Source organism: Staphylococcus sp. GDB20D11A (genome assembly GCF_016893255.1).
Taxonomy (GTDB): domain Bacteria; phylum Bacillota; class Bacilli; order Staphylococcales; family Staphylococcaceae; genus Staphylococcus; species Staphylococcus aureus.
In genome coordinates this window covers 40368-67037 of the sequence record NZ_JAFEPJ010000016.1, presented here as the reverse complement: position 1 = coordinate 67037, position 26670 = coordinate 40368, and the positions used below count along the sequence as shown (strand labels likewise).

At 31.1% G+C, this 26670-nt stretch carries 29 protein-coding genes and 1 pseudogene; 26 read left to right on the top strand and 4 right to left on the bottom strand.

Features of this window, described 5'->3' with window-relative positions; translation table 11 throughout:
* Window positions 1–94 precede the first annotated feature (94 nt).
* From JV528_RS09005 to JV528_RS08920, 18 genes and pseudogenes are all read left to right on the top strand, one after another.
* Window positions 95–727, top strand: coding sequence for a DUF443 family protein (locus JV528_RS09005; RefSeq protein WP_000882191.1), 633 nt, complete (start codon window positions 95–97; stop codon window positions 725–727).
* A gap of 450 nt (window positions 728–1177) precedes the next feature.
* Window positions 1178–2116 (top strand): aldo/keto reductase, encoded by a 939-nt coding sequence (locus JV528_RS09000; RefSeq protein ID WP_000808904.1) that lies wholly within the window; start codon window positions 1178–1180, stop codon window positions 2114–2116.
* Window positions 2117–2325: 209 nt separating this feature from the next.
* Window positions 2326–2862, top strand: coding sequence for a flavodoxin family protein (locus tag JV528_RS08995; protein ID WP_000633786.1), 537 nt, complete (start codon window positions 2326–2328; stop codon window positions 2860–2862).
* Between the two features lie 168 nt (window positions 2863–3030).
* Window positions 3031–3507, top strand: a complete 477-nt coding sequence (locus JV528_RS08990; protein ID WP_000477504.1) for a GNAT family N-acetyltransferase — start codon at window positions 3031–3033, stop codon at window positions 3505–3507.
* Window positions 3508–3546: 39 nt separating this feature from the next.
* Window positions 3547–4842 carry an HD domain-containing protein gene (locus JV528_RS08985; RefSeq protein WP_000180234.1) on the top strand — a complete coding sequence of 432 codons (1296 nt, stop codon included), beginning with the start codon at window positions 3547–3549 and terminating at the stop codon, window positions 4840–4842.
* Between the two features lie 27 nt (window positions 4843–4869).
* Window positions 4870–5391, top strand: coding sequence for a YwhD family protein (locus JV528_RS08980; RefSeq protein ID WP_001788287.1), 522 nt, complete (start codon window positions 4870–4872; stop codon window positions 5389–5391).
* A gap of 498 nt (window positions 5392–5889) precedes the next feature.
* Entirely contained in the window at window positions 5890–6900 is a 1011-nt protein-coding gene (gene adhP, locus JV528_RS08975) for an alcohol dehydrogenase AdhP (protein WP_001200748.1), read from the top strand.
* A 74-nt stretch (window positions 6901–6974) separates the two neighbouring features.
* Window positions 6975–7082: a hypothetical protein gene (locus JV528_RS08970; RefSeq protein ID WP_000655100.1), complete on the top strand. Its 108-nt coding sequence runs from the start codon at window positions 6975–6977 to the stop codon at window positions 7080–7082.
* 92 nt (window positions 7083–7174) lie between these two features.
* Window positions 7175–7591 (top strand): YwiB family protein, encoded by a 417-nt coding sequence (locus JV528_RS08965; RefSeq protein WP_000359082.1) that lies wholly within the window; start codon window positions 7175–7177, stop codon window positions 7589–7591.
* Window positions 7588–9249 (top strand): arginine--tRNA ligase, encoded by a 1662-nt coding sequence (gene argS, locus JV528_RS08960; RefSeq protein ID WP_001021152.1) that lies wholly within the window; start codon window positions 7588–7590, stop codon window positions 9247–9249. Before JV528_RS08965 ends, argS begins: the two co-directional genes overlap by 4 nt.
* A 478-nt stretch (window positions 9250–9727) precedes the next feature.
* Window positions 9728–10363: an endonuclease III domain-containing protein gene (locus JV528_RS08955; RefSeq protein ID WP_000901755.1), complete on the top strand. Its 636-nt coding sequence runs from the start codon at window positions 9728–9730 to the stop codon at window positions 10361–10363.
* 425 nt (window positions 10364–10788) lie between these two features.
* Window positions 10789–11568 (top strand): annotated as a pseudogene (locus JV528_RS08950) (ABC transporter substrate-binding protein); the annotation flags it as partial.
* A gap of 133 nt (window positions 11569–11701) precedes the next feature.
* A complete protein-coding gene (locus JV528_RS08945) occupies window positions 11702–12652 on the top strand; it encodes a FecCD family ABC transporter permease (RefSeq protein WP_078061142.1) in 951 nt (316 codons plus the stop codon).
* 54 nt (window positions 12653–12706) lie between these two features.
* Window positions 12707–13426, top strand: a complete 720-nt coding sequence (locus JV528_RS08940) for an HAD family hydrolase (protein WP_000365352.1) — start codon at window positions 12707–12709, stop codon at window positions 13424–13426.
* Entirely contained in the window at window positions 13410–14210 is an 801-nt protein-coding gene (locus JV528_RS08935; protein WP_000362961.1) for an alpha/beta fold hydrolase, read from the top strand. Before JV528_RS08940 ends, JV528_RS08935 begins: the two co-directional genes overlap by 17 nt.
* Before the next feature lie 135 nt (window positions 14211–14345).
* The gene (locus tag JV528_RS08930) at window positions 14346–14852 is read left to right on the top strand and encodes an SA0570 family protein (protein ID WP_000735553.1); all 507 of its coding nucleotides are present in this window, start codon (window positions 14346–14348) and stop codon (window positions 14850–14852) included.
* A gap of 161 nt (window positions 14853–15013) precedes the next feature.
* Window positions 15014–15730 carry a hypothetical protein gene (locus JV528_RS08925; protein ID WP_001222133.1) on the top strand — a complete coding sequence of 239 codons (717 nt, stop codon included), beginning with the start codon at window positions 15014–15016 and terminating at the stop codon, window positions 15728–15730.
* Window positions 15731–15898: 168 nt separating this feature from the next.
* A complete protein-coding gene (locus tag JV528_RS08920) occupies window positions 15899–16687 on the top strand; it encodes an alpha/beta fold hydrolase (protein WP_001045422.1) in 789 nt (262 codons plus the stop codon).
* A gap of 467 nt (window positions 16688–17154) precedes the next feature.
* On the opposite strand, the gene sarA is transcribed toward JV528_RS08920, so the two are convergent.
* From sarA to sroA, 4 genes are all read right to left on the bottom strand, one after another.
* The gene (gene sarA / locus JV528_RS08915) at window positions 17155–17529 is read right to left on the bottom strand and encodes a global transcriptional regulator SarA (RefSeq protein WP_001018677.1); all 375 of its coding nucleotides are present in this window, start codon (window positions 17527–17529) and stop codon (window positions 17155–17157) included.
* Between the two features lie 947 nt (window positions 17530–18476).
* Complete coding sequence (locus tag JV528_RS08910) at window positions 18477–19406, bottom strand: DMT family transporter (protein ID WP_001807229.1); 930 nt, start codon at window positions 19404–19406, stop codon at window positions 18477–18479.
* Between the two features lie 194 nt (window positions 19407–19600).
* Entirely contained in the window at window positions 19601–19825 is a 225-nt protein-coding gene (locus JV528_RS08905) for a DUF2922 domain-containing protein (RefSeq protein ID WP_000169042.1), read from the bottom strand.
* A 16-nt stretch (window positions 19826–19841) separates the two neighbouring features.
* Entirely contained in the window at window positions 19842–20045 is a 204-nt protein-coding gene (gene sroA / locus JV528_RS08900) for a sigS mRNA-stabilizing protein SroA (protein WP_000036087.1), read from the bottom strand.
* Between the two features lie 158 nt (window positions 20046–20203).
* On the opposite strand from sroA, the gene JV528_RS08895 reads away from it, so the two are divergent.
* The 8 genes from JV528_RS08895 to mnhG2 are packed head-to-tail and all read left to right on the top strand — an operon-like array spanning window position 20204 to window position 26618.
* Window positions 20204–20764 (top strand): tyrosine-type recombinase/integrase, encoded by a 561-nt coding sequence (locus JV528_RS08895; protein ID WP_001044912.1) that lies wholly within the window; start codon window positions 20204–20206, stop codon window positions 20762–20764.
* Between the two features lie 18 nt (window positions 20765–20782).
* The gene (mnhA2, locus tag JV528_RS08890; RefSeq protein WP_000060765.1) at window positions 20783–23185 is read left to right on the top strand and encodes a Na+/H+ antiporter Mnh2 subunit A; all 2403 of its coding nucleotides are present in this window, start codon (window positions 20783–20785) and stop codon (window positions 23183–23185) included.
* Window positions 23172–23597 (top strand): Na+/H+ antiporter Mnh2 subunit B, encoded by a 426-nt coding sequence (gene mnhB2, locus JV528_RS08885; protein ID WP_000661909.1) that lies wholly within the window; start codon window positions 23172–23174, stop codon window positions 23595–23597. Before mnhA2 ends, mnhB2 begins: the two co-directional genes overlap by 14 nt.
* On the top strand, window positions 23594–23938 hold the full coding sequence (gene mnhC2 / locus JV528_RS08880) for a Na+/H+ antiporter Mnh2 subunit C (protein WP_001048985.1): 345 nt from the start codon (window positions 23594–23596) through the stop codon (window positions 23936–23938). Before mnhB2 ends, mnhC2 begins: the two co-directional genes overlap by 4 nt.
* Window positions 23928–25424 (top strand): Na+/H+ antiporter Mnh2 subunit D, encoded by a 1497-nt coding sequence (gene mnhD2, locus JV528_RS08875; RefSeq protein WP_000950544.1) that lies wholly within the window; start codon window positions 23928–23930, stop codon window positions 25422–25424. The genes mnhC2 and mnhD2 overlap by 11 nt, the downstream gene beginning before the upstream one ends.
* On the top strand, window positions 25425–25907 hold the full coding sequence (gene mnhE2 / locus JV528_RS08870) for a Na+/H+ antiporter Mnh2 subunit E (RefSeq protein ID WP_001071971.1): 483 nt from the start codon (window positions 25425–25427) through the stop codon (window positions 25905–25907).
* The gene (gene mnhF2 / locus JV528_RS08865; RefSeq protein WP_000616641.1) at window positions 25904–26206 is read left to right on the top strand and encodes a Na+/H+ antiporter Mnh2 subunit F; all 303 of its coding nucleotides are present in this window, start codon (window positions 25904–25906) and stop codon (window positions 26204–26206) included. Before mnhE2 ends, mnhF2 begins: the two co-directional genes overlap by 4 nt.
* The gene (mnhG2, locus tag JV528_RS08860) at window positions 26181–26618 is read left to right on the top strand and encodes a Na+/H+ antiporter Mnh2 subunit G (RefSeq protein ID WP_000406615.1); all 438 of its coding nucleotides are present in this window, start codon (window positions 26181–26183) and stop codon (window positions 26616–26618) included. The genes mnhF2 and mnhG2 overlap by 26 nt, the downstream gene beginning before the upstream one ends.
* Window positions 26619–26670 lie beyond the last annotated feature (52 nt).

The following is a 26670-nucleotide window of genomic DNA, read 5'->3' as shown; positions in this document are numbered from 1 at the left end:
TAAAATTTTTAATGATAGTAAGTTGATAATATTTTAATGTCTTTTGAAGTATCGAAAAATGTATTACACATAAAATTAAAGGGATGTGGAGACATTGCTTTGCGAGGTAATAGCTATATACAAAAATCCCAAATATAGAATTATTAAATATAATGATGAATATTTGATGGTGAATATAATAAATAATTGGTTAGTTTTATTCATTCCACTGCTTAATTGGTTGACACCAAAAAGATACATCAAGATCAGTCAAGAAGAATTAGAAAGTTTAAATACTTTCAAACCTGCTAAAAACAATGCATTTTGGCCAGCATTAGGTAGTTCAGTTTTATTTAGTGTGACTTTTAGAAAGTATATGCCTTTATTTAATGTTAGATTGGAAAAAACAATAGTAATAGCCATATTTTTTGTTGTATTTCTTGGTATTTTATTTTTCTACCTAAATTTAAATCGTAGGCTAGCATTAAGTGTTTTTACTATGAATAAAGAAAAAAGTCAGAAAATGATATTGCTACCTAATTTAAAACATTTTTTCTTTATAATATTTGCATATTTATATTTCGGTGGTTTTTCATTTTTCACTTTATATGCCCTGATAACTATAGATGTTCAAAATATAATTATATTTATCTGTTGGGGTGCAGTAACTATGTTTTTCTTTTTTATAAACATTGTTCCCATTGGCATTAAAAAAGCTCATGTAATACTTCTTAAAAAAGCTGAATAATAAATGAGTTTTTTAAATCTAAAATTATTAAATTTAATATAAAAATTTGACTCATAGATAGAATGAATAAAAATCCGAAATATAGAATTATCAACTACAAAGATGAATATTTTATAATGGATATCCCATGTTAATATTAACAGTTTTAATTTCTTTGTTATGCAAATCAAAACATTATAGTATTTCTAATTGAATTTGTAATGGATTTAATGTTGTCGTTCTTAAATGATTTTTCAATTTCTGATACAAAAAAGTACATGTAATTTAAAGGCTAACGAGCAATCGCGCTATGTGAATATCAACTTAAGCAATACTTATTTTAACTGAGTTCTACATAACATTTCTCTAATACACCGCCTAAATTCAAACCCTAATTCTAACATTTGGAAGTTGTATTAAATCATGATAGTGTGATAGTGGAAAAGTTATAAAGATAAGGAGCTGGGTCTAATGAAGCAATTTGTAAACTTAGGTAAATCTGATGTTGAAGTATTTCCAATCGCACTTGGGACGAACGCAGTAGGTGGGCATAATTTATATCCGAACTTAGATGAAGAACAAGGAAAAGAAGTTGTTCGTCAAGCCATTAATCATGGTATTAATTTATTAGATACGGCATATATTTATGGGCCAGAACGTTCAGAAGAATTGGTTGGAGAAGTTGTTAAAGAATATCCGCGAGAGCAAATTAAAATTGCTACGAAAGGGTCTCATGAATTTGATGAAAATCAAGAAGTACATCAGAACAATCAACCGGAATATTTAAAACAACAAGTTGAGAATAGTTTGAAACGTCTACAAACTGATTATATCGATTTATATTATATTCATTTTCCAGATGACAACACTCCGAAAGATCAAGCAGTTGCAGCATTACAAGAGCTTAAGGAACAAGGGAAGATTAAAGCCATTGGTGTATCAAATTTCACATTAGATCAACTTAAAGAAGCAAATAAAGATGGTTACGTTGATGTTGTACAGTTAGAATATAATTTATTGCATCGCGAAAATGAGGCAGTATTACAATATTGTGTTGATCACCAAATCACATTTATTCCATATTTCCCATTAGCATCCGGTATTTTAGCTGGAAAATATGATGAGAACACTAAATTTAGTGACCATCGTACTACACGTCGTGATTTTAAACCAGGTGTATTTGAAGAAAATGTGCGTCGCGTAAAAGCTTTGGAAAGCCTAGCTGCAGCACATCAAACTTCAATTGCGAACATTGTATTAGCATTTTATTTAACGAGACCAGCTATCGATGTGATTATTCCTGGTGCAAAACGTGCAGAACAAGTCATTGAAAATATTAAAGCTGCAGATATCGTTTTATCAGATGATGAGATTCAATATATCGATGAACTGTTTCCAATTGAAGACTAAATGAATTGTATTTAATGGTGACATATGTATCTAATTCATCATGAATTAGCCCCGTATCACAAACGACTTTATATAAGGCATGACGAAATTTCGTCAAATTTATATAAAAGTTGTAAGCGTTTTACTATTCGGTAGGCAAAGCTTATGATAGTATAATTAGGTAACGAAAAACACAGATATTTATTAATCAAAAGTGAGGTTAGGCTAAAATGATTACTGTTTTGTTTGGTGGGAGTAGACCAAACGGTAATACTGCACAATTAACAAAATTCGCTTTGCAAGATTTAGAGTATCAATGGATTGACGTGACACAACATCAGTTTAAACCGATACGTGACGTGAGACATACAACAGAGACTATTACTTCATATGACGATGACTATTTGCCGATTCTAGATAAAATATTGGCTAGTGATACAATTATTTTTGCATCACCAGTGTATTGGTATAGCATTTCAGCACCATTGAAAGCATTTATCGAACATTGGTCAGAAACATTACAAGATAAACGATATCCTAATTTTAAGGCACAAATGGCCGAAAAGGATTTTAGAGTTATTTTAGTTGGTGGAGATTGTCCAAAAATAAAAGCGAAGCCAGCAATTACGCAAATGAAATATAGTTTAGACTTTTTAGGTGCCACTTTAAATGGTTATATTATTGGAACTGCTGAAAAGCCTGGTGACATCATGAAAGACAACTATGCCTTAGCACGTGCAACTGAGTGGAATAGTATATTGCAATAAGACATACCTCATACTAAACGAAGTGATTTTTTGCTTCGTTATTTTTTATTTTTAATTTTAACGGAAAATATAAATATATAAATTGAATAGACAATCATTGTTTATTAAGTATTGAGCAAGTTGTGGTATAATGCCGTTATTAAAACTTGTTAATAAGGGGAGAAAGTCATGTTCAAGGTAAGACAAGCAACTGAAAAAGATGTTGTTCAAATTAGAGATGTCGCAACTAAAGCTTGGTTTAATACATACTTAAATATATACGCTGCGACAACAGTTAATCACTTGTTAGAAGCTTCATATAATGAACATCATTTAAAGAAAAGACTTCAAGAACAATTATTCTTAGTCGTTGAAGAAGGTAATGACATCGTTGGCTTTGCTAACTTTATTTACGGTGAAGAATTATATTTATCAGCTCATTATGTTAAACCAGAATCGCAACATACAGGTTATGGTACAGCATTGTTAAATGAAGGATTATCACGTTTTGAAGATAAATTTGAAGGTGTTTACTTAGAAGTAGATAATAAAAATGAAGAAGCAGTAGCTTACTATAAAGAGCAAGGTTTTACAATCTTACGCTCTTATGAGCCAGAAATGTATGGCGAAAAGTTAGACTTAGCACTTATGTACAAAGCATTTTAAGTAAATTAAATATTATATTAAACGAAAAGGAGGGGAATAATGACTAACGCATATGTAGATTTAAAATTAGTAGAAGAAAAAGTTTTTAAAGACCCGATACATCGATATATTCATGTTGAAGATCAATTGATATGGGATTTAATTAAAACTAAGGAATTTCAAAGGTTACGTCGAATTAGACAACTAGGAACACTGTACCTATCTTTTCATACAGCAGAACATAGTCGCTTTGGACATTCTTTAGGTGTGTATGAAATAGTTAGACGATTAATTGATGAGTCATTTATTGGTCATGATGCATGGGACAATAAAGATAGACCGTTGGCATTATGTGCTGCATTATTACATGATTTAGGACATGGTCCATTTTCACATAGTTTTGAAAAAATATTTAATACAGACCATGAAGCATACACACAAGCGATTATTACTGGAGATACTGAGGTGAATGCTGTATTACGTAAAGTATCGCCTGAGTTTCCAAGAGAAGTTGCGGAAGTAATTAATAAAACGCATCATAATAAATTGGTCATTTCGATGATTTCTTCACAAATCGATGCGGATAGAATGGATTATTTACAACGTGATGCGTATTTCACAGGTGTATCATATGGTGCTTTTGATATGGAACGTATTTTAAGATTAATGCGACCTTCTAAAGATGAAGTACTAATCAAAGAAAGTGGTATGCATGCAGTTGAAAACTTTATTATGAGTCGTTATCAAATGTATTGGCAAATTTATTTCCACCCAGTTAGTCGTGGTGGAGAAGTGCTGCTTAATAATTGTTTGAAACGCGCAAAACAGCTTTATAATGAAGGCTATGAATTTAAGTTGCATCCACATGATTTTATTCCATTTTTTGAAGAGACAGTTACGATTGAACAATATGTTGAACTCGATGAAGCGGTAGTTACGTATTATTTGGAAAAATGGACAAAAGAAGATGATGCCATTTTAAGTGATTTAGCAAGTCGATTTATTAATCGAGACTTATTTAAATATATTCCATTTGATGGCTCAATTATTACAATATCAGAACTGCAAGAACTGTTTGAAGCAGGTGGTATTAATCCAGATTATTATTTTGTGAGTGAAGCATTTTCGGATTTGCCATATGACTATGATCGACCTGGGTCAAATCGCAAACCGATTCATTTATTAAGACAAGATGGTACGATTAGAGAAATAAGCAATCAATCATTAGTCATTCATAGTATTACAGGTATTAATCGCCAAGACTATAAATTATATTATCCTAGAGAAATGGTTGCAAAGATTAAAGATAAGACAATTAGAGAAGCTATTGAAAATTTGATTAATGAGCTTAATTAAACAGGGCTAAAATTGTTATCGTTAAATATGGAGGTTATATCATTGTCTGAGAAAAAAGGCTTTAATTTTAATATCATAAAAAATGACCCTCTAGATGGTCATAAAGGTACAAATATTGGTTCAATTAGCTTAGACAATATTGCACCAGTTTTTATCGATGTTGCTAACAAAGAAGCATTTATTGATATTGGAGGCATGCATGCTCGCGCCAAAGTTGAAAAAGGCGTGAAATGGATTACTGATAAAGCTGCTGTTGAAGGCGATGAAGCTAAAGAATATTGGTTGTGTTGGGTAACAACAGAACGTAATGAACAAGGACCATATTATGCTGGTTTAACAGCGTGCTATTTATTAGTGAATAAAGCAATTCGTCGTGGTTATAAAAGTATGCCTGAACATGTTAATATGATGGATAAATCAATGAAACATCATATTATCATTGATCAAATTGGTGACGAGAATAAAGCTATTTTAAAAGACTTTTTAATGAACCATGATGAAGGTATGTGGAAGCATTCTTCTGATGCTTTACATCAAGCATTTAATTAAATATTAGAAACTAAAATTTCCCAATTAATCTATAAAGATATGATTCATTTCTCAATGACGACGTAAATCGTGAGGTGAAAATAAAGTCTTAGATTGATTGGGAGTTTTTTTAATTTTTTTGAAATTAAATTAATCTGTAGTTAATAAAAAATTTGAATAACTGACACATTTTTTTGATCATAGCTATATACTTTGTGAATTAATTCACATTATAATAAGAGTGAAGATAAGAGTATTATAAATTATCTTTAAATAAATATATGTGAAGTAAAAATTACACGTTAGCATATCGATTATGTCATTTCTTTTAACATATTAACTAGGGAAACGTTAAAAGTTAACGGTTGATATCTAACTAAAAACAAAGTCACAGTAGTATATTTTAATCTGGCGTCTATTACAAATAAAAATTACATCTATAATTATTCGTTTTCATTTTTGAAAGTAATCGCCAATTAATATCATACATACTGGAGTGACTATAAGGAGGACATTATTATGAGAGCAGCAGTTGTAACGAAAGATCACAAAGTAAGTATTGAGGACAAAAAGTTAAGAGCTTTAAAACCTGGTGAAGCATTGGTACAAACGGAATATTGTGGCGTTTGTCATACCGATTTACATGTTAAGAATGCTGATTTTGGTGATGTTACAGGCGTTACTTTAGGTCATGAAGGTATTGGTAAAGTCATCGAAGTTGCAGAAGATGTAGAATCATTAAAAATTGGAGACCGTGTGTCTATCGCTTGGATGTTCGAAAGCTGTGGAAGATGTGAATATTGTACAACAGGTCGTGAAACACTTTGCCGTAGTGTGAAAAATGCTGGTTATACAGTAGATGGTGCAATGGCTGAACAAGTTATTGTTACTGCAGACTATGCTGTGAAAGTACCTGAAAAATTAGATCCAGCAGCAGCGTCTTCTATTACATGCGCAGGTGTGACAACTTATAAAGCTGTAAAAGTAAGTAATGTAAAACCTGGACAATGGTTAGGTGTTTTTGGTATAGGTGGTTTAGGTAACCTAGCTTTACAATATGCTAAAAACGTTATGGGGGCTAAAATTGTTGCCTTCGATATTAATGATGATAAATTAGCATTCGCGAAAGAATTAGGTGCAGATGCTATTATTAATTCTAAAGATGTTGATCCAGTTGCAGAAGTTATGAAATTAACTGATAACAAAGGATTAGATGCAACAGTGGTAACTTCAGTTGCTAAGACGCCATTTAACCAAGCGGTTGATGTTGTAAAAGCTGGTGCAAGAGTTGTTGCCGTTGGTTTACCTGTTGATAAAATGAACTTAGATATCCCAAGATTAGTGCTTGATGGTATTGAAGTAGTAGGTTCACTTGTTGGTACAAGACAAGACTTACGTGAAGCGTTTGAATTTGCTGCTGAAAATAAAGTAACACCTAAAGTTCAATTAAGAAAATTAGAAGAAATCAATGATATTTTTGAAGAAATGGAAAATGGTACTATAACTGGTAGAATGGTTATTAAATTTTAAAAATATAAAATGACTTTATAGATAAAGAAGGTAGTGCTCTGAACACTATCATTATAATCAAACACGAGGTTTTCATGAAAGATAGTGAAAATCTCGTGTTTTTTGGTTTTGAGGTGTTGTTTGTATTTTATAAAATGGCTTACATATATCAAGCGTTGATTAAGTATGGAATTGTTAATTAATTGAACCTATTTAGCTTTAAGAAGGCATAACAAGATGACCTTATTTTATGCTATAATATTTCTATTATGCGAAGATTAAGGTGAGTAGTAAATTGGATAAAAAAGTAAGTATTCATACAAAGCAAGTGTTGAAACAGCACAACGAAAAAGAAAAATTTGAATTTACTACTGAAGGAACTTGGCAACAAAGGCAATCTAACTTTATTCGGTACGTAGAACAAATTGAGGATGCAACAGTTAATGTTACAATAAAAGTGGATGATGATAGCGTTAAGTTGATTCGTAAAGGCGACATTAATATGAATTTGCATTTTGTTGAAGGACAAACGACAACAACTTTTTACGATATATCGGCTGGACGAATTCCACTAGAAGTTAAAACATTACGCATTTTACATTTCGTAAGTGGAGACGGTGGCAAGTTAAAGATTCATTATGAATTATATCAAGATAATGAAAAAATGGGTTCTTATCAATATGAAATTAACTATAAGGAGATAGGCGAATGAATATTATTGATCAAGTGAAACAAACATTAGTAGAAGAAATTGCAGCAAGTATTAACAAAGCAGGATTAGCAGATGAGATTCCTGATATTAAAATTGAAGTTCCTAAAGATACAAAAAATGGAGATTATGCTACTAATATTGCGATGGTACTGACTAAGATTGCAAAGCGTAATCCTCGTGAAATTGCTCAAGCGATTGTTGATAACTTAGACACTGAAAAAGCACATGTAAAACAAATTGACATTGCTGGTCCAGGATTCATTAATTTTTACTTAGATAATCAGTATTTAACAGCAATTATTCCTGAAGCAATTGAAAAAGGTGATCAATTTGGATATGTAAATGAATCAAAAGGTCAAAATGTATTGCTTGAGTATGTTTCAGCTAACCCTACAGGAGATTTACATATTGGTCATGCTAGAAATGCAGCAGTTGGTGATGCTTTAGCTAATATTTTAACTGCAGCTGGCTATAATGTAACACGTGAATATTATATTAATGATGCTGGTAATCAAATTACTAACTTAGCGCGTTCGATTGAAACACGTTTCTTTGAAGCTTTAGGTGACAATAGTTATTCAATGCCAGAAGATGGCTATAATGGCAAAGATATTATTGAAATAGGTAAAGATTTAGCAGAGAAACACCCTGAAATTAAAGATTATTCTGAAGAAGCACGTTTGAAAGAATTTAGAAAATTAGGCGTAGAATACGAAATGGCTAAACTGAAAAATGATTTAGCAGAGTTCAATACGCATTTTGATAATTGGTTTAGTGAAACATCTTTATATGAAAAAGGTGAAATTCTTGAAGTTTTAGCTAAAATGAAAGAATTAGGTTATACGTATGAAGCTGATGGCGCTACATGGTTACGTACAACTGATTTTAAAGACGACAAAGACAGAGTATTAATTAAAAATGACGGTACATATACGTATTTCTTACCAGATATTGCGTACCACTTCGATAAAGTTAAACGTGGTAATGACATTTTAATCGATTTATTTGGTGCTGATCATCATGGTTATATTAATCGTTTGAAAGCATCTCTTGAAACGTTTGGTGTAGATAGTAATCGTTTAGAAATTCAAATCATGCAAATGGTTCGTTTAATGGAAAATGGTAAAGAAGTGAAGATGAGTAAACGTACTGGTAATGCGATTACATTAAGAGAAATTATGGACGAAGTTGGCGTTGACGCTGCACGTTATTTCTTAACTATGCGTAGTCCTGATAGTCACTTTGATTTTGATATGGAATTAGCGAAAGAGCAATCTCAAGACAATCCAGTTTACTATGCTCAATATGCACATGCGCGTATTTGTTCAATTTTAAAACAAGCGAAAGAGCAAGGAATTGAGGTAGCTGCTGCGAATGATTTTACAACGATTACAAATGAAAAAGCGATTGAATTGTTGAAAAAAGTAGCTGATTTCGAACCTACAATTGAAAGTGCTGCTGAGCATAGATCAGCACATAGAATTACTAATTATATTCAAGATTTAGCTTCTCATTTCCATAAATTCTATAATGCTGAAAAAGTGTTAACAGATGATACTGAAAAAACAAAAGCACATGTTGCTATGATTGAAGCGGTCAGAATTACATTGAAAAATGCATTGGCAATGGTCGGTGTAAGCGCACCTGAATCAATGTAAGAACATTTATATACACTCCAACGTAGAGTTTCTCCAAAGATACTTTGTGTTGGGGTGTTTTTTATTAGGTATGTGACATATTGGGGAATGCTTAGTATGTGAATAAGGTTAAGAGGAACGCAGTTGGATGCTAAGGTACAACTGCATAAGAGCCCCCTAATCGCTAAAGCTCAAGGGGAGTAAAGGAATACAGTTGGTTTGCTTGCGCAGCAACTGCATAAGAGCCCCTAATCGCTAAAGCTCAAGGGGGTTAAAGAATACAGTTGGCTTGCTTGCGCACAACTGCATAAGAGCCCCTAATCGCTAAAGCTCAAGGGGGTTAAAGGAATACAGTTGGCTTGCTTGCGCAACAACTGTATAAGAGCCCCTAATCGCTAAAGCTCAAGGGGGTTAAAGGAATACAGTTGGCTTGCTTGCGCACAACTGCATAAGAGCCCCTAATCGCTAAAGCTCAAGGGGCTCTAAAAGGAGGATGTAAATGTTAGGAACTGATGAATTGTATAAATTGTTATATAGGCATATGGGACCTCAAAATTGGTGGCCTGCTGATAATGACATTGAAATGATGTTAGGTGCAATTTTAGTTCAAAATACTAGATGGCGAAATGCAGAAATTGCATTGAATCAGATTAAAGAACACACGCATTTTAATCCAAATCATATATTAGAACTACCTATTGAAACGTTACAATCATTGATTCATTCAAGTGGCTTTTATAAAAGTAAATCACTGACGATTAAAACATTATTAACATGGTTAGCACGACATCATTTCAATTATCAAGAGATTAATGAGCGATATAAAGCTGAATTAAGAAAAGAATTATTATCTTTGAAAGGTATTGGAAGTGAAACAGCAGATGTCTTACTTGTTTATATATTCGGACGTATTGAATTTATTCCAGATAGCTATACAAGAAAAATATATGATAAATTAGGATATGAAAACACTAAAAGTTATGATCAATTAAAAAAAGTAGTCACATTACCAAATCATTTTACAAATCAAGATGCTAATGAATTTCATGCTCTGTTAGATGTATTTGGTAAACATTACTTTAGAGATAAAGATATAAAGAATTATGATTTTTTAGAACCTTACTTTAAAAAGTAAACGCTGTGAAGTTAGATAGATGAGTTTATATGAAATATAAAAAATAATTTACTATTTTCTTTTAGTATGTGGACTTATATAATAAATAGAAGCATATAAAGAAAAAAAGTTGTTTGTTTGTGCAGTAACTGCATAAATCCCTCTAATCGCTAAAGGTGAAGAGGAACGCAGTTGGATGCTACCGCACAACTGTATAAAAGCCTCTAATCACTAAAGCTCAAGAAGATTAAAGGAACGCAGTTGGATGCTAAGGCACAACTGCATAAAAGCCTCTAATCACTAAAGCTCAAGAGGCTTTAAAAAGGAGATGTGATAATGTGAAGAAATCGTTAATTGCTTTTATTTTGATTTTTATGCTTGTTCTGAGTGGCTGTGGTATGAAAGATAATGATAAACAAGGTAGCGATGATAATGGCTCGTCTAAATCGCCGTACCATAGAATTGTTTCGTTAATGCCTACTAATACTGAAATTTTATATGAATTAGGATTAGGTAAATACATAGTTGGTGTTTCAACGGTTGATGATTATCCAAAAGATGTGAAAAAGGGTAAGAAACAATTTGATGCTTTGAATCTAAATAAAGAGGAACTTTTAAAGGCAAAGCCAGATCTAATTCTTGCGCATGAGTCGCAAAAGGCAACTGCAAATAAAGTATTGTCATCATTAGAGAAACAAGGCATCAAAGTAGTGTATGTTAAAGATGCACAATCAATTGATGAAACTTACAACACATTTAAGCAAATTGGGAAATTAACGCATCATGATAAGCAGGCTGAACAACTTGTTGAGGAAACTAAAGATAATATCGATAAAGTCATAGATTCAATTCCTGCTCATCATAAAAAATCAAAAGTATTTATTGAGGTTTCATCAAAGCCTGAAATATATACAGCAGGGAAGCATACATTTTTCAATGATATGTTAGAAAAATTAGAAGCCCAAAATGTTTATAGTGACATTAATGGTTGGAACCCTGTAACGAAGGAAAGTATTATTAAAAAGAACCCAGATATATTAATTTCGACGGAAGCTAAGACAAGATCAGATTATATGGATATCATCAAAAAAAGAGGTGGATTCAATAAAATTAATGCTGTCAAGAATACACGTATTGAAGTTGTAAATGGTGATGAAGTGTCAAGACCAGGTCCACGTATTGATGAAGGATTAAAAGAATTAAGAGATGCAATTTATAGAAAATAAACCATTCTAATTATGCCCCTTATTGCTACATGTAGTAATAAGGGGTTTTTAAAATATATTTAGTGAATGATAGCAACGCGAGTATGTGATTGCTATAATGAATGTAATTATCGATGAAAGAAAAGAGAATGCTATGACATTTAATAAAGTATTATTGAGCTGGATAGTCATATTGATTATAACAACTAGCATATATCTATTTTGGCAGTTGGGGGATATCAATGATGTATTTAACCAGTCTATTTTAATCAATGTTAGATTACCGAGATTATTAGAAGCATTGTTGACAGGTATGATATTGACTGTTGCAGGCCTTATATTTCAAACAGTTTTAAATAATGCATTGGCAGATAGCTTTACATTAGGATTGGCAAGCGGTGCTACATTTGGTTCAGGATTAGCATTATTTTTAGGATTATCAACGTTATGGATTCCTGTATTTTCAATAACATTTAGTTTGATAACATTAATAACTGTATTAGTCATTACGTCGGTATTGAGCCAAGGCTATCCAGTTAGAATCTTAATATTAAGTGGTTTAATGATTGGTGCATTATTCAATTCACTTCTATATTTTTTGATTTTATTAAAACCTCGCAAATTAAATACAATTGCCAATTATCTGTTTGGTGGTTTTGGTGATGCAGAATACTCAAATGTATCCATAATAGCAATCACATTTATCATTGCACTGTTTGGTATATTTATCATTCTTAATCAACTAAAGTTATTGCAATTAGGAGAACTAAAAAGTCAGTCACTAGGCTTAAATGTTCAATTGATTACATATATCGCGTTATGTGTAGCTTCTATGATAACGGCGATAAATGTTGCATATGTTGGCATCATTGGATTCATTGGTATGGTGATACCACAACTCATTAGAAAATGGCAGTGGAAACAATCATTAGGAAGACAATTGGCTTTGAATATTGTAATTGGAGGACAAATAATGGTTATGGCAGATTTTATTGGTAGCCATATATTGTCACCAGTACAAATACCGGCAAGTATTATCATTGCATTAATTGGTATACCAGTGTTATTTTACATGCTAATATCTCAGTCGAAACGGTTACACTAGCACATGACATTTGCTAAAATAAAAATAACTATAAACATAAAGAGGGCATAAGCGATGGATTTGAATCAAATTAAAGCAGTTGTATTTGATTTAGAAGGTACGTTGTTGGACAGAGTTAAATCTCGAGAGAAATTTATCGAAGAGCAATATGAACGATTTCATGACTACTTAATTCATGTTCAACTAGCAGATTTTAAAAAAGCATTTATTGAGCTAGATGACGATGAAGATAATGATAAACCTGATTTATATAAAGAAATCATTAAACGTTTCCATGTAGATAGGCTAACTTGGAAAGACTTATTTAATGATTTTGAAATGCATTTTTATCGTTATGTATTTCCTTATTACGATACTTTATATACACTAGAAAAGCTATCGCAAAAAGGCTTTCAAATTGGTGTTATCGCAAATGGTAAATCTAAGATTAAACAATTTCGATTACATTCACTTGGTTTGATGCATGTTATTAATTATTTATCAACATCAGAAACAGTTGGCTTTCGTAAACCACATCCTAAAATTTTTGAAGATATGATTGATCAACTAGGGGTATTACCTGAGCAAATTATGTATGTTGGCGATGATGCGTTAAATGATGTAGCTCCAGCACGAGCTATGGGCATGGTTAGTGTATGGTATAAACAAGAAGATGCTGAAATTGAACCACTTGAAGAAGAAGTTGATTTTACAATTACAACAGTGGAAGAATTATTAACCATTTTACCAATAAAAATTGATAATAAAGGAGAAAATTATGGATCTATTTACTAGAAAAGATGGAACATCGATACATTACAGTACATTAGGTGAAGGCTATCCTATCGTATTGATTCATACTGTACTTGATAATTATTCTGTGTTTAATAAATTAGCAGCAGAATTAGCAAAATCATTTCAAGTTGTGTTAATTGATTTACGTGGACATGGCTATTCTGATAAACCTCGTCACATTGAAATAAAAGATTTTTCTGATGATATTGTTGAATTACTTAAATATCTATACATTGAAGAAGTTGCATTTGTATGCCATGAAATGGGTGGAATCATTGGTGCCGATATTTCAGTACGTTATCCTGAATTTACATCATCACTTATGTTGGTAAATCCAACATCTATTGAAGGTGAATTACCGGAAGAACGTTTATTTAGAAAATATGCCCATATTATTCGAAACTGGGATCCTGAAAAACAAGATAAATTTTTAAATAAGCGTAAGTATTATCGTCCGAGAAAAATGAATCGATTCCTCAAACATGTCGTAGATACAAATGAAATATCAACTAAAGAAGAAATTCAAGCAGTTAAAGAGGTATTCAAAAACGCTGATATTTCTCAAACTTATAGAAATGTCGTAGTACCGACAAAAATTATTGCAGGAGAATTCGGTGAAAGAACAACAAGATTAGAAGCTAAAGAAGTAGCTGATTTAATCCCAAATGCGGACTTTGAAGTATATCAAGAATCAAGTGCATTCCCATTTGTTGAAGAGCAAGAAAGGTTCGTCGAAGATACAGCTTCATTTATTAACAAACATCACGATGAAAAGCATGTTTAATTTTAAGTGATAAGTGAAATATAAAAGTAGTAATTATTATTTGTAATATAATTGTAATATGACTGTTGTTTTAGAAATGATTGTTGTATAATGGTTGTGAGCACAAGACGATATAAATAAAAGGAGAGAGTGCTTATGAAAAAGCTACTAACGGCAAGTATAATTGCATGTTCTGTTGTAATGGGAGTAGGCATAGCGAACACTAGTGCCGAAGCAGCAAGTGGCAACTCTATTGATACTGTTAAACAATTAATTAAGGGTGATCATTCATTAGAAAATGTGAAAATTGGCGAATCTATTAAAGATGTTTTAACTAAGTACAAAAATCCGATGTATTCTTACAATGAAGATGGAACTGAACATTATTACGAATTTCATACTAAAAAAGGTATGTTATTAGTAACTACTGATGGTAAGAAAAACAATGGTAAAGTAACTCATATTTCAATGATGTATAATGATGCTAATGGTCCAACATATCAAGCTGTTAAAAATTATGTTGGCAAAGCAGTAACACATACGGAATATAGCAAAGTTGCTGGTAATTTTGGATATATTGAAAAAGGCAAAACGACTTATCAATTTGCCTCAGCACCAAAAGATAAAAACATAAAATTATATCGTATTGATTTGGAAAAATAATAATTAAATTAATCGTGCTTAACCGACAAGTTAAATCGCAATACTTGTCGGTTATTTTATTACATGCCATAATACAGTGAATATAATTTTTTATGATTTGCGAAGGGGATATTAAACCAATACAATAAATAAAGATGTTTCATTTTAAAGGAGTACTACCAATGCGTATAAACGATAAAATTTTACTAGAAAATATAGAAGATTACTTTAATCATAAAGGTTTATCACCGCATTTGATTGATGATATTAAAGAGAAAGTAATTACTGATATAAAAAATTCTGAAAAGAAAGATCAAGATTATATTGAATATAAAAGAAAATCTCCAGCACAAATCATATTAATGATTCAAAGGAATTTGTTTGCTTTACAAATGAATCCAGTTATTTTCTTTATTATAAACTTCATTCTCATATCCTATTTATATGATAAACAGTATGTTCAGTTTCAAGCTATTACTGGAATGAGTCTATTTTATTGTTTAGTGATTTTTCCAATGACTATTGTTGTATACCTAAGGGTGTCGCAAAAGAATTACTTGCGTAGTAATAAAATAGAAATGATTATGGGTACAATTATCGCTATCATATCCTTGTTATTAATTATATTACAAGCATTTAATATTACTTGGGGCGTTATACCAATTACAAATTTTGGACATCAATTTTTCTTTTTCATTGGTATTATTTTAGTAATTGCCGGCATATTTTATAAGCGACTTGAGTTTTCGGGAATCGGCTTATTATTTTGTCAAAAAACCGTCGATGCAATGATTCATAATCCACAATCAGCCCAGATTTTTTCATTAATTATATGGATATTATTAGTAGTTCTAGTTATATATTTCACAATTAGATTATCTTCACGTACAAGATTATAAATATGATAAAACTATTCACTTGATTAATTGTATTAATTGAGATGAATAGTTTTTTTATTGTTGGAATAACTTTTTGTAATTTATAAATAATTTAAAAAAATTGTTTATAAAATGGAAGCGTATATAGAATGAAGGTTGGGTATATAGTTTATTGAGGGAGGTGTCACAATGAATAAAGTCACAATTAATCCTCAAATCCAATTAACTTATCAAATTGAAGGTAAAGGGGATCCTATAATATTACTTCATGGATTGGATGGTAATTTAGCTGGATTTGAAGATTTGCAACATCAACTAGCATCATCATATAAAGTACTTACTTACGATTTAAGAGGTCATGGCAAGTCTTCTAAAAGTGAATCATACGATTTAAACGATCACGTTGAGGATTTAAAAATTCTAATGGAGAAGTTAAATATTCATGAGGCACATATTCTAGGACATGATTTAGGTGGGGTAGTTGCTAAGTTATTTACAGATAAATATGCTTATCGTGTAAAATCATTAACTACCATTGCATCGAAGAAAGATGACTTAATACACAGCTTTACTCAATTGTTAATTCAATATCAAGATGATATAGCGGGTTTTAATAAGTCTGAAGCGTATATTCTTTTATTTTCTAAATTGTTTAGAAATCAAGAGAAGACGATGAAATGGTATCAAAAACAAAGAATATATAGCATTAAGTCTGAGGATGATAGTGCGGTGGCAATTCGTTCATTAATTTTGCATAAAGATGAACCTATGTATTTAAAAAAACGTACATGTGTACCTACTTTGTTAATTAATGGGGAACATGATCCTTTGATTAAAGATAAGAATCATTTTAAATTGGAAGCGCATTTTTTAAATGTAACGAAAAAAATCTTCGAACATTCAGGACATGCACCGCATATTGAAGAACCAGAAGCATTTATGAATTATTATTTAAATTTTTTAGAAAAAGTAAAATAGAAAATGATATGGGATAGAAATGATAAAGAACCACTGATGAATTATTAAGTAGTGGTTCTTTATCATTAGACACTGCTAATGTGTACTTTAAAATAGGAATACTAATTTCTGAAGAAATGTATTTCTTTATCGTTGTCCGCCAACTTGCACATTATTGTAAGCTGTCTTTCAGTCAGCTTATGTGTTGGGGCCCCGCCAACTTGCTTTGCCCGTAGAATTTCTTTTCGAAATTCTTTATGTTCGACCCCGCAAACATAACATTTTATCACCTAGAACATTGATTGATGCCTCATTCACATGATTTTGCATGAAATTTTTATGATGCGAATGCATATTGTCAGATAATCATGTAATGAATACACGCGATTTATACATAAATTCTCTATATTTAGAAAAAAAGACATAAAAAAAGGAAGTTTAATAGAATGTATCATCTATCAAACTTCACCAAATTGCGCTAAACAAAATTATAGTTCAATTTCGTTGTTTGCTTCAGTGATTCGTTTATTTACTCGACTCAATAATGATTCGATTTTTTTACGTTGTTGTGCATTAACAAGAATTAATACAGTTCTTTCATCATGCTCATTACGTTTTTTATCGAAGTAATCTTCTTGAGATAAAATTTTAACTGCTTTAACAACTTGTGGTTGTTTGTAGTTTAAATGATTAATAATATCTTTAAGATAGTATTCTTTCTCTTTGTTTTCGCTGATGTATGTCAATACAGCGAATTCTTCAAAGCTAATTGAAAATTCCTTTTTAATTAAACTTTTTAATTTGTCAGCATAAGTGACCATTGATAACAACTCAAAGCAATCATTGATTTTTGTAATTGCCATGTTTAAAACCTCCCTATTTGATGCATCTTGCTCGATACATTTGCCCGATAATATATTGATATCTAATCTTTATTTATTATAGATATGTTAGTCATAATTTTGCATTAAATAAGTTTTATTAAATATATTTAATGCTCTATTATTTAGTTAATTATAACTAATTAAAAATGAGAAGTAAACAAAAAAGTGTTTATAAAACAAATTATTCATTAGACACAGTGATTGTATTTCTGGGTTAGCATTTGGTTTAGTCAAAAATATCAGCATTTTTTATAATTTACCTTAATTTAATCGTCAATACAAGGTAATTTATTTAATGAAACGATTTAGCGCAATTAAATGTTTCGATATTCAATGTGTGTCTAAAGAGATTCTTTGTTATAGCTTAACTCTTCCAAGTTAACTTCTTCTACTATTTATACCCATTTTTCAGAATTTTATCACTAAAAATGAAAAATTTTTATAATTTTTTTAATTTAGTAATTCTCAGTGCAGTTTTAATGATACGAAAAACACATTAATTTAGTGATTAAAACCAATCTATAGCACGTTAAAGTGTCTATACGTTATTCCGATTGATAACGGGTAACAAATAATAGAAAGTACGATAATTGATTATGCATTAAAGCACTTTTATTTTTCAAACTCGACTCAATGAATTATAAAAAGTTGTGCATTTTGACTTATTTTTAATTAATTGAATAACCAACTATGAAATATTAGCACGAATAACATAATTTTTGCTATTAATTTGGTATAAATTATTAAAAAACAACATTAATTTAGGTCTTAAGAATGAGTTGAGTGTCTAATTTGCTAAATTAAAATTTGTTGTGTCAAAGAATACTACCTAAATCAACGCTTTTCTAAAGATTTTTAGATTACAAAAAAATAGCTTATCACTTTTAAAAATAATTACAAGTTAAAATGATAAGCTAAAAGTTAATTTAAAATAATCTTAAAAGTATAATGCCTGTCAAAATGCATAATAGACCAATAGTTTTTCTGGATGTCATTGCTATTTTAGGTGAACCAAATAATCCAAAGTGATCTATCAATATGCCCATTAGAATCTGGCCAAACATCCCAATAAGTGTTGTTAATGCTGCACCCATATGAGGCATTAAGATAATGTTAGCTGTTACAAAAGCCATGCCAAGTATACCGCCAGTAAAATAGATAGGTTTTAATTTACCGAATTTTAAATGACTTGTTTTTAGTTTTAAAGAACGATTAAAAATAGCGGTTAAAATCAACAGCGTTATTGATCCAATTGTAAATGAAACTAATGATGCAAAGGCTGGTGAATGAGTATGACTTGCTAAAGCACTATTAATTGTCGTTTGAATAGGTGGAAAGAAACCAAAAATAAATCCTAAGAGAAGCCAAAACAGTAAATACTTTTGATCAGTTAGTAATAAATTATTCTTGTTAAATTGATTCATTGTGATGATACCAACAATTAATAGTAGTACTCCAATTGCTTTAATTAAATTAAAATCATGAACTGTTGCACCAAATAATCCGAACGTATCAATAATGACACCCATTATAATTTGGCCCGCAACTGTTGCAATTACAGTTAATGTTGCACCTAATTTTGGCAATAACAATAAATTGCCAGTTAAATAGCCAACACCGAGTAATCCGCCAACGAACCAAGTATAGTTGAATGTTTGATTACTAAAAAAGTGTAATGAGAAAACGTCAGGATTTATAAAAATATTTAAGACGATTAAACAAATTGTTCCAACTGAAAATGAAATGAATGAAGTATAGAAAGGCGATTTAGTATACAGTGATAGTCTTGAATTGACAGATGTTTGGATAGGAATAAGCATTCCAACTAGGACACCAATGATATAGAAAAGAAGCATATGAATAAAGTCTCACTTTCCAAAGTTAATAATAAAATCATATGTATACATTATCATTATAGAGAAAATATACAACTCATTTACAATAATGTTGAAAAAAACAGGACATTAACACAACAAAATCACCCTAGACAATCATGATGAAAGTCCAGGGTGTTAGTATTTATACTAAATTAATTGCGCTTTCTTTATATCTATTTCTTATCTTCAAATAAAACAGTTGTTGTTTTATCAATAATTTGAGCAGAATGTACTTTGGTGATAGTACCACTATTTGACTTTATAATATTTAAATCTACTAACGCATTCATACTATCACGTGCAACTTGCTCGGTTACTACGTTGTTTAATTGTGGTAATTGCAGTTTTACAGGCTTGTCTAGTGAAGATTTAAAACTTAATTCAAGTGTTTTAGTCATGAAAGTGTCCTCCTGATTAAATTGATACAGATTTGATGACTTCGATGTTGTTGTATGTTTCTCCAGTAAGTCGCTCGATAAGTTTGCTGAATGTTTTAATTTGGTCGTTTGATGCATCAGGGTTAATGTTGGCGAATCGACGCTTAAATTCTGTTTGTTTGCCGTTAGCGTCTACTTTTGTAAATGATAATACAATAGTGATGTGGTTTATTTTACTCATATTTTAAAACCTCCTTTCACACTATATATCGAAATAAAATAATAAAATGGCTAAATTTATTTTCTATGTTTAAAATCTATAAAAAAGGCAATAGATATATGTAACTAAAATATAAAATAGCTATGATTAAGACACTTAAAGCAAGGGGAGGTTGAGTAATGAATAAAGTAGAAGCGATTAAATTTAATGATGATATTGTTAAAATGTATGAAGCGCTCAAGATAAAATCTGAACGTGACTATTTATTCTTTAAGTTAGCTATACATAGTGGATTGAAAGTATCAGAATTATTAACAATTACAGTCTCTCAAGTTAAGAGACTAATTGAAAAGTGTACGTTATCAGAAATGTGTAAAGCACATTTTCATTCGTTGATTAAAATTAAATTACCAGAAACATTATCGAAAGAACTACTTCAATATATAGAGGACAGGAGTCTTTCGAATGAAGACGTTCTTTTTCAATCACTACGAACAAATCAAGTATTATCTAGACAGCAAGCATATCGAATTATTCATCAAGCATCAATTGAAGCTGGCATAGAGAATGTAGGACTAACGACATTGCGTAAGACATTTGCATATCATGCTTATCAAAAAGGTATACCTATACCAGTCATTCAAAAGTATTTAGGGCATCAATCTGCTATTGAAACACTAAATTTTATCGGTTTAGAAAATGAGTGTGAACATAGTATTTATATTTCATTACAATTATAGAAACAAAGGAGGCTAATAATGAGTTTGGTTTATTTATTAATTGCCATACTTGTGATTATGGCGATGATACTTCTAATGTCTAAACGTAGAGCATTGGCTAAATATGCCGGGTACATAGCATTGATTGCACCTGTAATTTCATCTATCTATTTTATGATTCAAATACCATCAGTAGCTAAACTGCAATATCTTTCTACCTCTATTCCATGGATTAAGACATTAGATATTAATTTAGATTTACGTTTAGATGGTTTAAGTTTAATGTTTTCTCTTATTATTTCACTTATTGGAATTGCAGTATTCTTCTATGCAACTCAATATTTATCCTCTCGAAAAGACAATTTACCAAGGTTTTATTTTTATTTAACGTTATTTATGTTCAGTATGATTGGTATTGTATTATCAGACAATACGATATTGATGTACATTTTTTGGGAATTAACGAGTGTATCATCATTTTTATTGATTTCATATTGGTATAACAATGGTGACAGTCAATTTGGTGCGATTCAATCATTTATGATTACAGTATTTGGTGGGTTGGCGTTATTAGTTGGTTTTATTATGCTGTATATCATGACAGGAACGAATAACATCACTGACATATTAGGACAAGCAGATCATATTAAGAATCATGGATTGTTTATGCCTATGATTTTTATGTTTTTATTAGGTGCATTTACAAAATCAGCACAATTTCCATTTCATATTTGGCTACCTAGAGCAATGGCTGCACCTACACCTGTAAGTGCTTATTTACATTCAGCCACGATGGTAAAAGCTGGTATCTTTTTATTACTTCGATTTACACCATTATTAGGTCTTAGCAATATGTACATATATATCGTCACGTTTGTTGGTTTAATTACAATGTTATTTGGTTCAATCACAGCTTTAAAACAATGGGATTTAAAGGGAATTCTAGCGTATTCAACAATCAGTCAACTAGGAATGATTATGGCAATGGTCGGTATCGGTGGTGGATATGCTCAACACCAACAAGACGCAATAGCATCTATTTATGTATTTGTGTTATTTGCAGCATTATTTCATCTAATGAATCATGCCATCTTTAAATGTGCACTTTTCATGGGAGTAGGTATTTTAGATCATGAAGCAGGTTCAAGGGATATACGAATTTTAAGTGGAATGCGTCAACTATTTCCTAAAATGAATCTAGTCATGACGATAGCGGCTCTATCTATGGCTGGAGTACCATTTTTAAATGGATTTTTAAGTAAAGAAATGTTTTTAGATGCATTAACACAAACTGGACAATTATCCCAATTTAGTTTGATTTCAATGATAGCTATCGTGTTTGTTGGTGTTATTGCGAGTGTTTTTACATTCACATATGCACTATACATGGTAAAAGAGGTATTTTGGACAAAATATGATTCTAAGGTTTTTACTAAAAAAAATATCCACGAACCATGGTTGTTTAGTTTACCATCTCTTATATTAATGGTGCTAGTACCTGTAATCTTTTTTGTACCAAATATATTTGGGAAGGGGATTATCGTTCCAGCATTAAGAGCTGTATCAGGTGGTAATCATCAAATTGATCAATTGGCACCACATGTTTCGCAATGGCATGGATTTAACATACCGCTTCTTTTAACCATCATCATTATTTTATTGGGTAGTGTACTAGCAATCAAAGTAGATTGGAAAAAAGTGTTCACAGGTAAAATCAGACAGATTTCAGTTTCAAAAAGCTATGAGATGGTATATCGACATTTTGAAAAGTTTGCTACGAAGCGATTTAAACGTGTTATGCAAGATCGTTTAAACCAATACATTATTATGACCTTAGGCATATTTATGATTATCATTGGATATGGTTATATTCGAATTGGACTACCAAAAGTCCATCAGTTACATGTTTCCGAATTTGGACCGTTAGAAATTATATTAGCAATCGTAACTGTCACAATTGGTATTTCTTTAATTTTTATACGTCAACGACTGACAATGGTAATTTTAAATGGAGTCATCGGTTTTGTTGTGACCTTATTCTTTATAGCAATGAAAGCCCCTGATTTAGCATTGACACAACTTGTGGTTGAAACGATTACGACAATTTTATTTATTGTTAGCTTTTCAAGATTACCCAACGTACCAAGATCTAACGCTAACAAAAAAAGAGAAATAATTAAAATTTCTGTATCACTCTTGATGGCACTTATTGTTGTATCATTAATTTTTATTACACAACAAACAGATGGTTTATCATCAATATCAGACTTCTATTTAAAAGCTGACAAACTAACAGGTGGTAAAAATATTGTAAATGCGATACTTGGTGACTTTAGAGCATTAGATACATTGTTTGAAGGTTTAGTATTAATTATTACTGGATTAGGTATTTACACATTATTAAATTACCAAGATAGGAGGGGACAAGATGAAAGAGAATGATGTCGTTTTAAGAACGGTCACGAAACTCGTTGTATTTATTTTATTGACTTTCGGATTCTACGTCTTCTTCGCTGGCCACAATAACCCAGGTGGTGGCTTTATAGGTGGTTTAATATTTAGTTCCGCGTTTATTTTAATGTTTCTAGCTTTTAATGTCGAAGAAGTATTAGAAAGCTTACCGATAGATTTTAGAATTTTAATGATTATTGGTGCATTAGTTTCATCTATTACTGCGATAATGCCAACATTTTTTGGAAAACCTTTTTTGTCGCAATATGAAACAACATTGACACTACCAATTTTAGGGCACATTCATGTAACGACAATAACACTGTTTGAATTGGGCATTTTGTTCTCGGTTGTCGGGGTTATTGTAACGGTGATGCTGTCTCTTAGTGGAGGTCGATCATGAATTTAATTTTATTACTAGTTATAGGATTTTTAGTATTTATAGGAACATATATGATTTTATCAATCAATTTAATTCGTATTGTAATCGGAATTTCAATATATACTCATGCCGGTAATCTCATTATCATGAGTATGGGAACGTATGGTTCTAGTAGATCAGAACCATTAATAACTGGTGGAAACCAATTGTTTGTTGATCCCTTGTTACAAGCTATTGTACTAACTGCAATAGTTATAGGGTTTGGGATGACTGCGTTTTTACTTGTACTTGTTTATAGAACTTATAAAGTAACAAAAGAAGATGAAATCGAAGGCCTAAGGGGGGAAGATGATGCTAAGTAACTTATTGATTTTACCAATGTTATTACCATTCCTTTGTGCCTTAATCCTTGTATTTTTAAAAAATAATGACCGTATTTCTAAATATTTATACTTAGGTACAATGACTATCACCACAATTATTTCATTAATGCTATTAATTTATGTTCAGCGTCACCGTCCAATTACGCTAGACTTTGGAGGATGGTCAGCGCCCTTTGGTATACAGTTTTTAGGAGATTCTTTAAGTTTAATAATGGTTACAACCGCTTCGTTTGTGATTACTTTAATTATGGCATACGGATTTGGGCGTGGCGAACATAAAGCAAATCGTTATCACTTGCCATCGTTCATATTATTTTTAAGCGTTGGCGTGATAGGCTCTTTTCTAACATCAGATTTATTTAATTTATACGTCATGTTTGAAATTATGTTACTAGCGTCATTTGTACTCATTACACTTGGACAATCTGTAGAACAATTACGTGCTGCAATTATTTATGTTGTCTTGAATATTATTGGTTCATGGCTATTCTTATTAGGTATAGGTTTACTTTATAAAACAGTAGGTACATTAAACTTTTCACATATTGCAATGCGTTTGAATGACATGGGAGATAATCGCACTGTTACAATGATTTCATTAATCTTCTTAGTCGCATTTAGTGCGAAAGCAGCGCTGGTCCTTTTTATGTGGCTACCGAAAGCCTACGCTGTGTTAAATACTGAACTTGCGGCATTATTTGCAGCGTTAATGACCAAAGTGGGCGCTTATGCATTGATTCGCTTCTTTACATTATTATTTGACCAACATAATGATCTTATACATCCATTGCTAGCAACTATGGCTGCTATAACTATGGTCATCGGCGCTATAGGTGTCATTGCTTATAAAGATATTAAAAAGATTGCAGCTTACCAAGTCATAATCTCAATAGGATTTATCATTTTAGGTTTAGGAACAAACACGTTTGCAGGTATTAATGGTGCAATATTTTATTTAGTAAATGATATTGTTGTAAAAACATTGCTATTCTTTATTATTGGTAGTTTAGTTTACATTACTGGTTATCGACAATATCAATATTTAAATGGTTTAGCGAAAAAAGAACCATTCTTTGGTGTTGCATTTATTATAATGATTTTTGCTATTGGGGGCGTACCACCATTTAGTGGTTTTCCAGGAAAAGTACTTATTTTCCAAGGTGCATTACAAAACGGCAATTATATAGGACTCACGTTAATGATTATTACTAGTTTAATTGCTATGTACAGCTTGTTTAGAATACTTTTCTATATGTATTTTGGAGATAAAGATGGCGAAGAAGTTCATTTTAAGAAAATCCCACAATATCGTAAAGGTATTTTAAGTATTTTAGTAGTTGTGGTTATCGCAATCGGGATTGCAGCGCCTGTGCTGTTAAAAATAACTAATGATGCAACAGAGCTTAATACGAACGATCAATTATATCAAAAGCTTGTTAATCCACATTTGAAAGGAGAGGAATAAATGAATCAAATTGTTTTAAATATTATCATTGCATTCTTATGGGTATTATTTCAAGATGAAGATCATTTTAAATTCTCGACTTTCTTTTCTGGATATTTAATTGGTTTAATTGTCATTTATATATTACACAGGTTTTTCAGCGATGATTTTTATGTTAGAAAAATTTGGGTAGCTATTAAATTTTTAGGTGTTTATTTATATCAATTAATAACATCTAGCATTAGCACGATTAATTATATTCTTTTTAAAACAAAAGATATGAACCCTGGATTACTTTCATATGAAACAAGACTAACAAGTGACTGGGCAATAACATTTTTAACAATTTTAATTATTATAACTCCAGGGTCTACAGTAATACGAATTTCTCAAGACTCTAAAAAGTTTTTTATTCATAGTATCGACGTGTCAGAAAAAGAAAAAGATAGTTTGTTAAGAAGTATTAAGCATTATGAAGACTTAATATTGGAGGTGTCGCGATGATACAAACAATAACACATATTATGATTATTAGTTCACTCATTATTTTTGGAATTGCATTAATCATCTGTTTATTTAGATTAATCAAGGGACCTACAACAGCAGATCGTGTCGTTACATTTGATACAACAAGTGCTGTCGTAATGTCAATTGTGGGTGTGTTAAGTGTACTTATGGGCAGCGTTTCTTTCTTAGATTCAATCATGCTCATTGCCATTATATCTTTTGTAAGTTCTGTTTCAATATCACGCTTTATTGGTGGGGGGCATGTGTTTAATGGAAATAACAAAAGAAATCTTTAGTCTTATTGCTGCTGTGATGTTGTTGTTAGGTAGTTTTATTGCTCTTATTAGTGCAATAGGTATCGTGAAATTCCAAGATGTTTTCTTAAGAAGTCATGCTGCAACAAAAAGTTCGACTTTATCCGTGTTATTAACTTTAATCGGTGTATTAATTTATTTTATTGTGAATACAGGATTTTTCAGTGTGCGTTTATTACTATCACTTGTTTTTATTAATTTAACTTCACCCGTCGGCATGCACTTAGTCGCTCGCGCTGCTTATCGCAACGGCGCTTATATGTATCGAAAAAATGATGATCACACACATGCATCAATATTATTAAGTTCAAATGAACAAAACTCTACAGAAGCATTACAATTACGTGCTAAAAAACGAGAAGAGCATCGTAAGAAATGGTATCAAAACGATTGAAGTGTTGGCTAAATTATTAAGCATAACAATGCTTTTGAAGATTTGTTTTCAA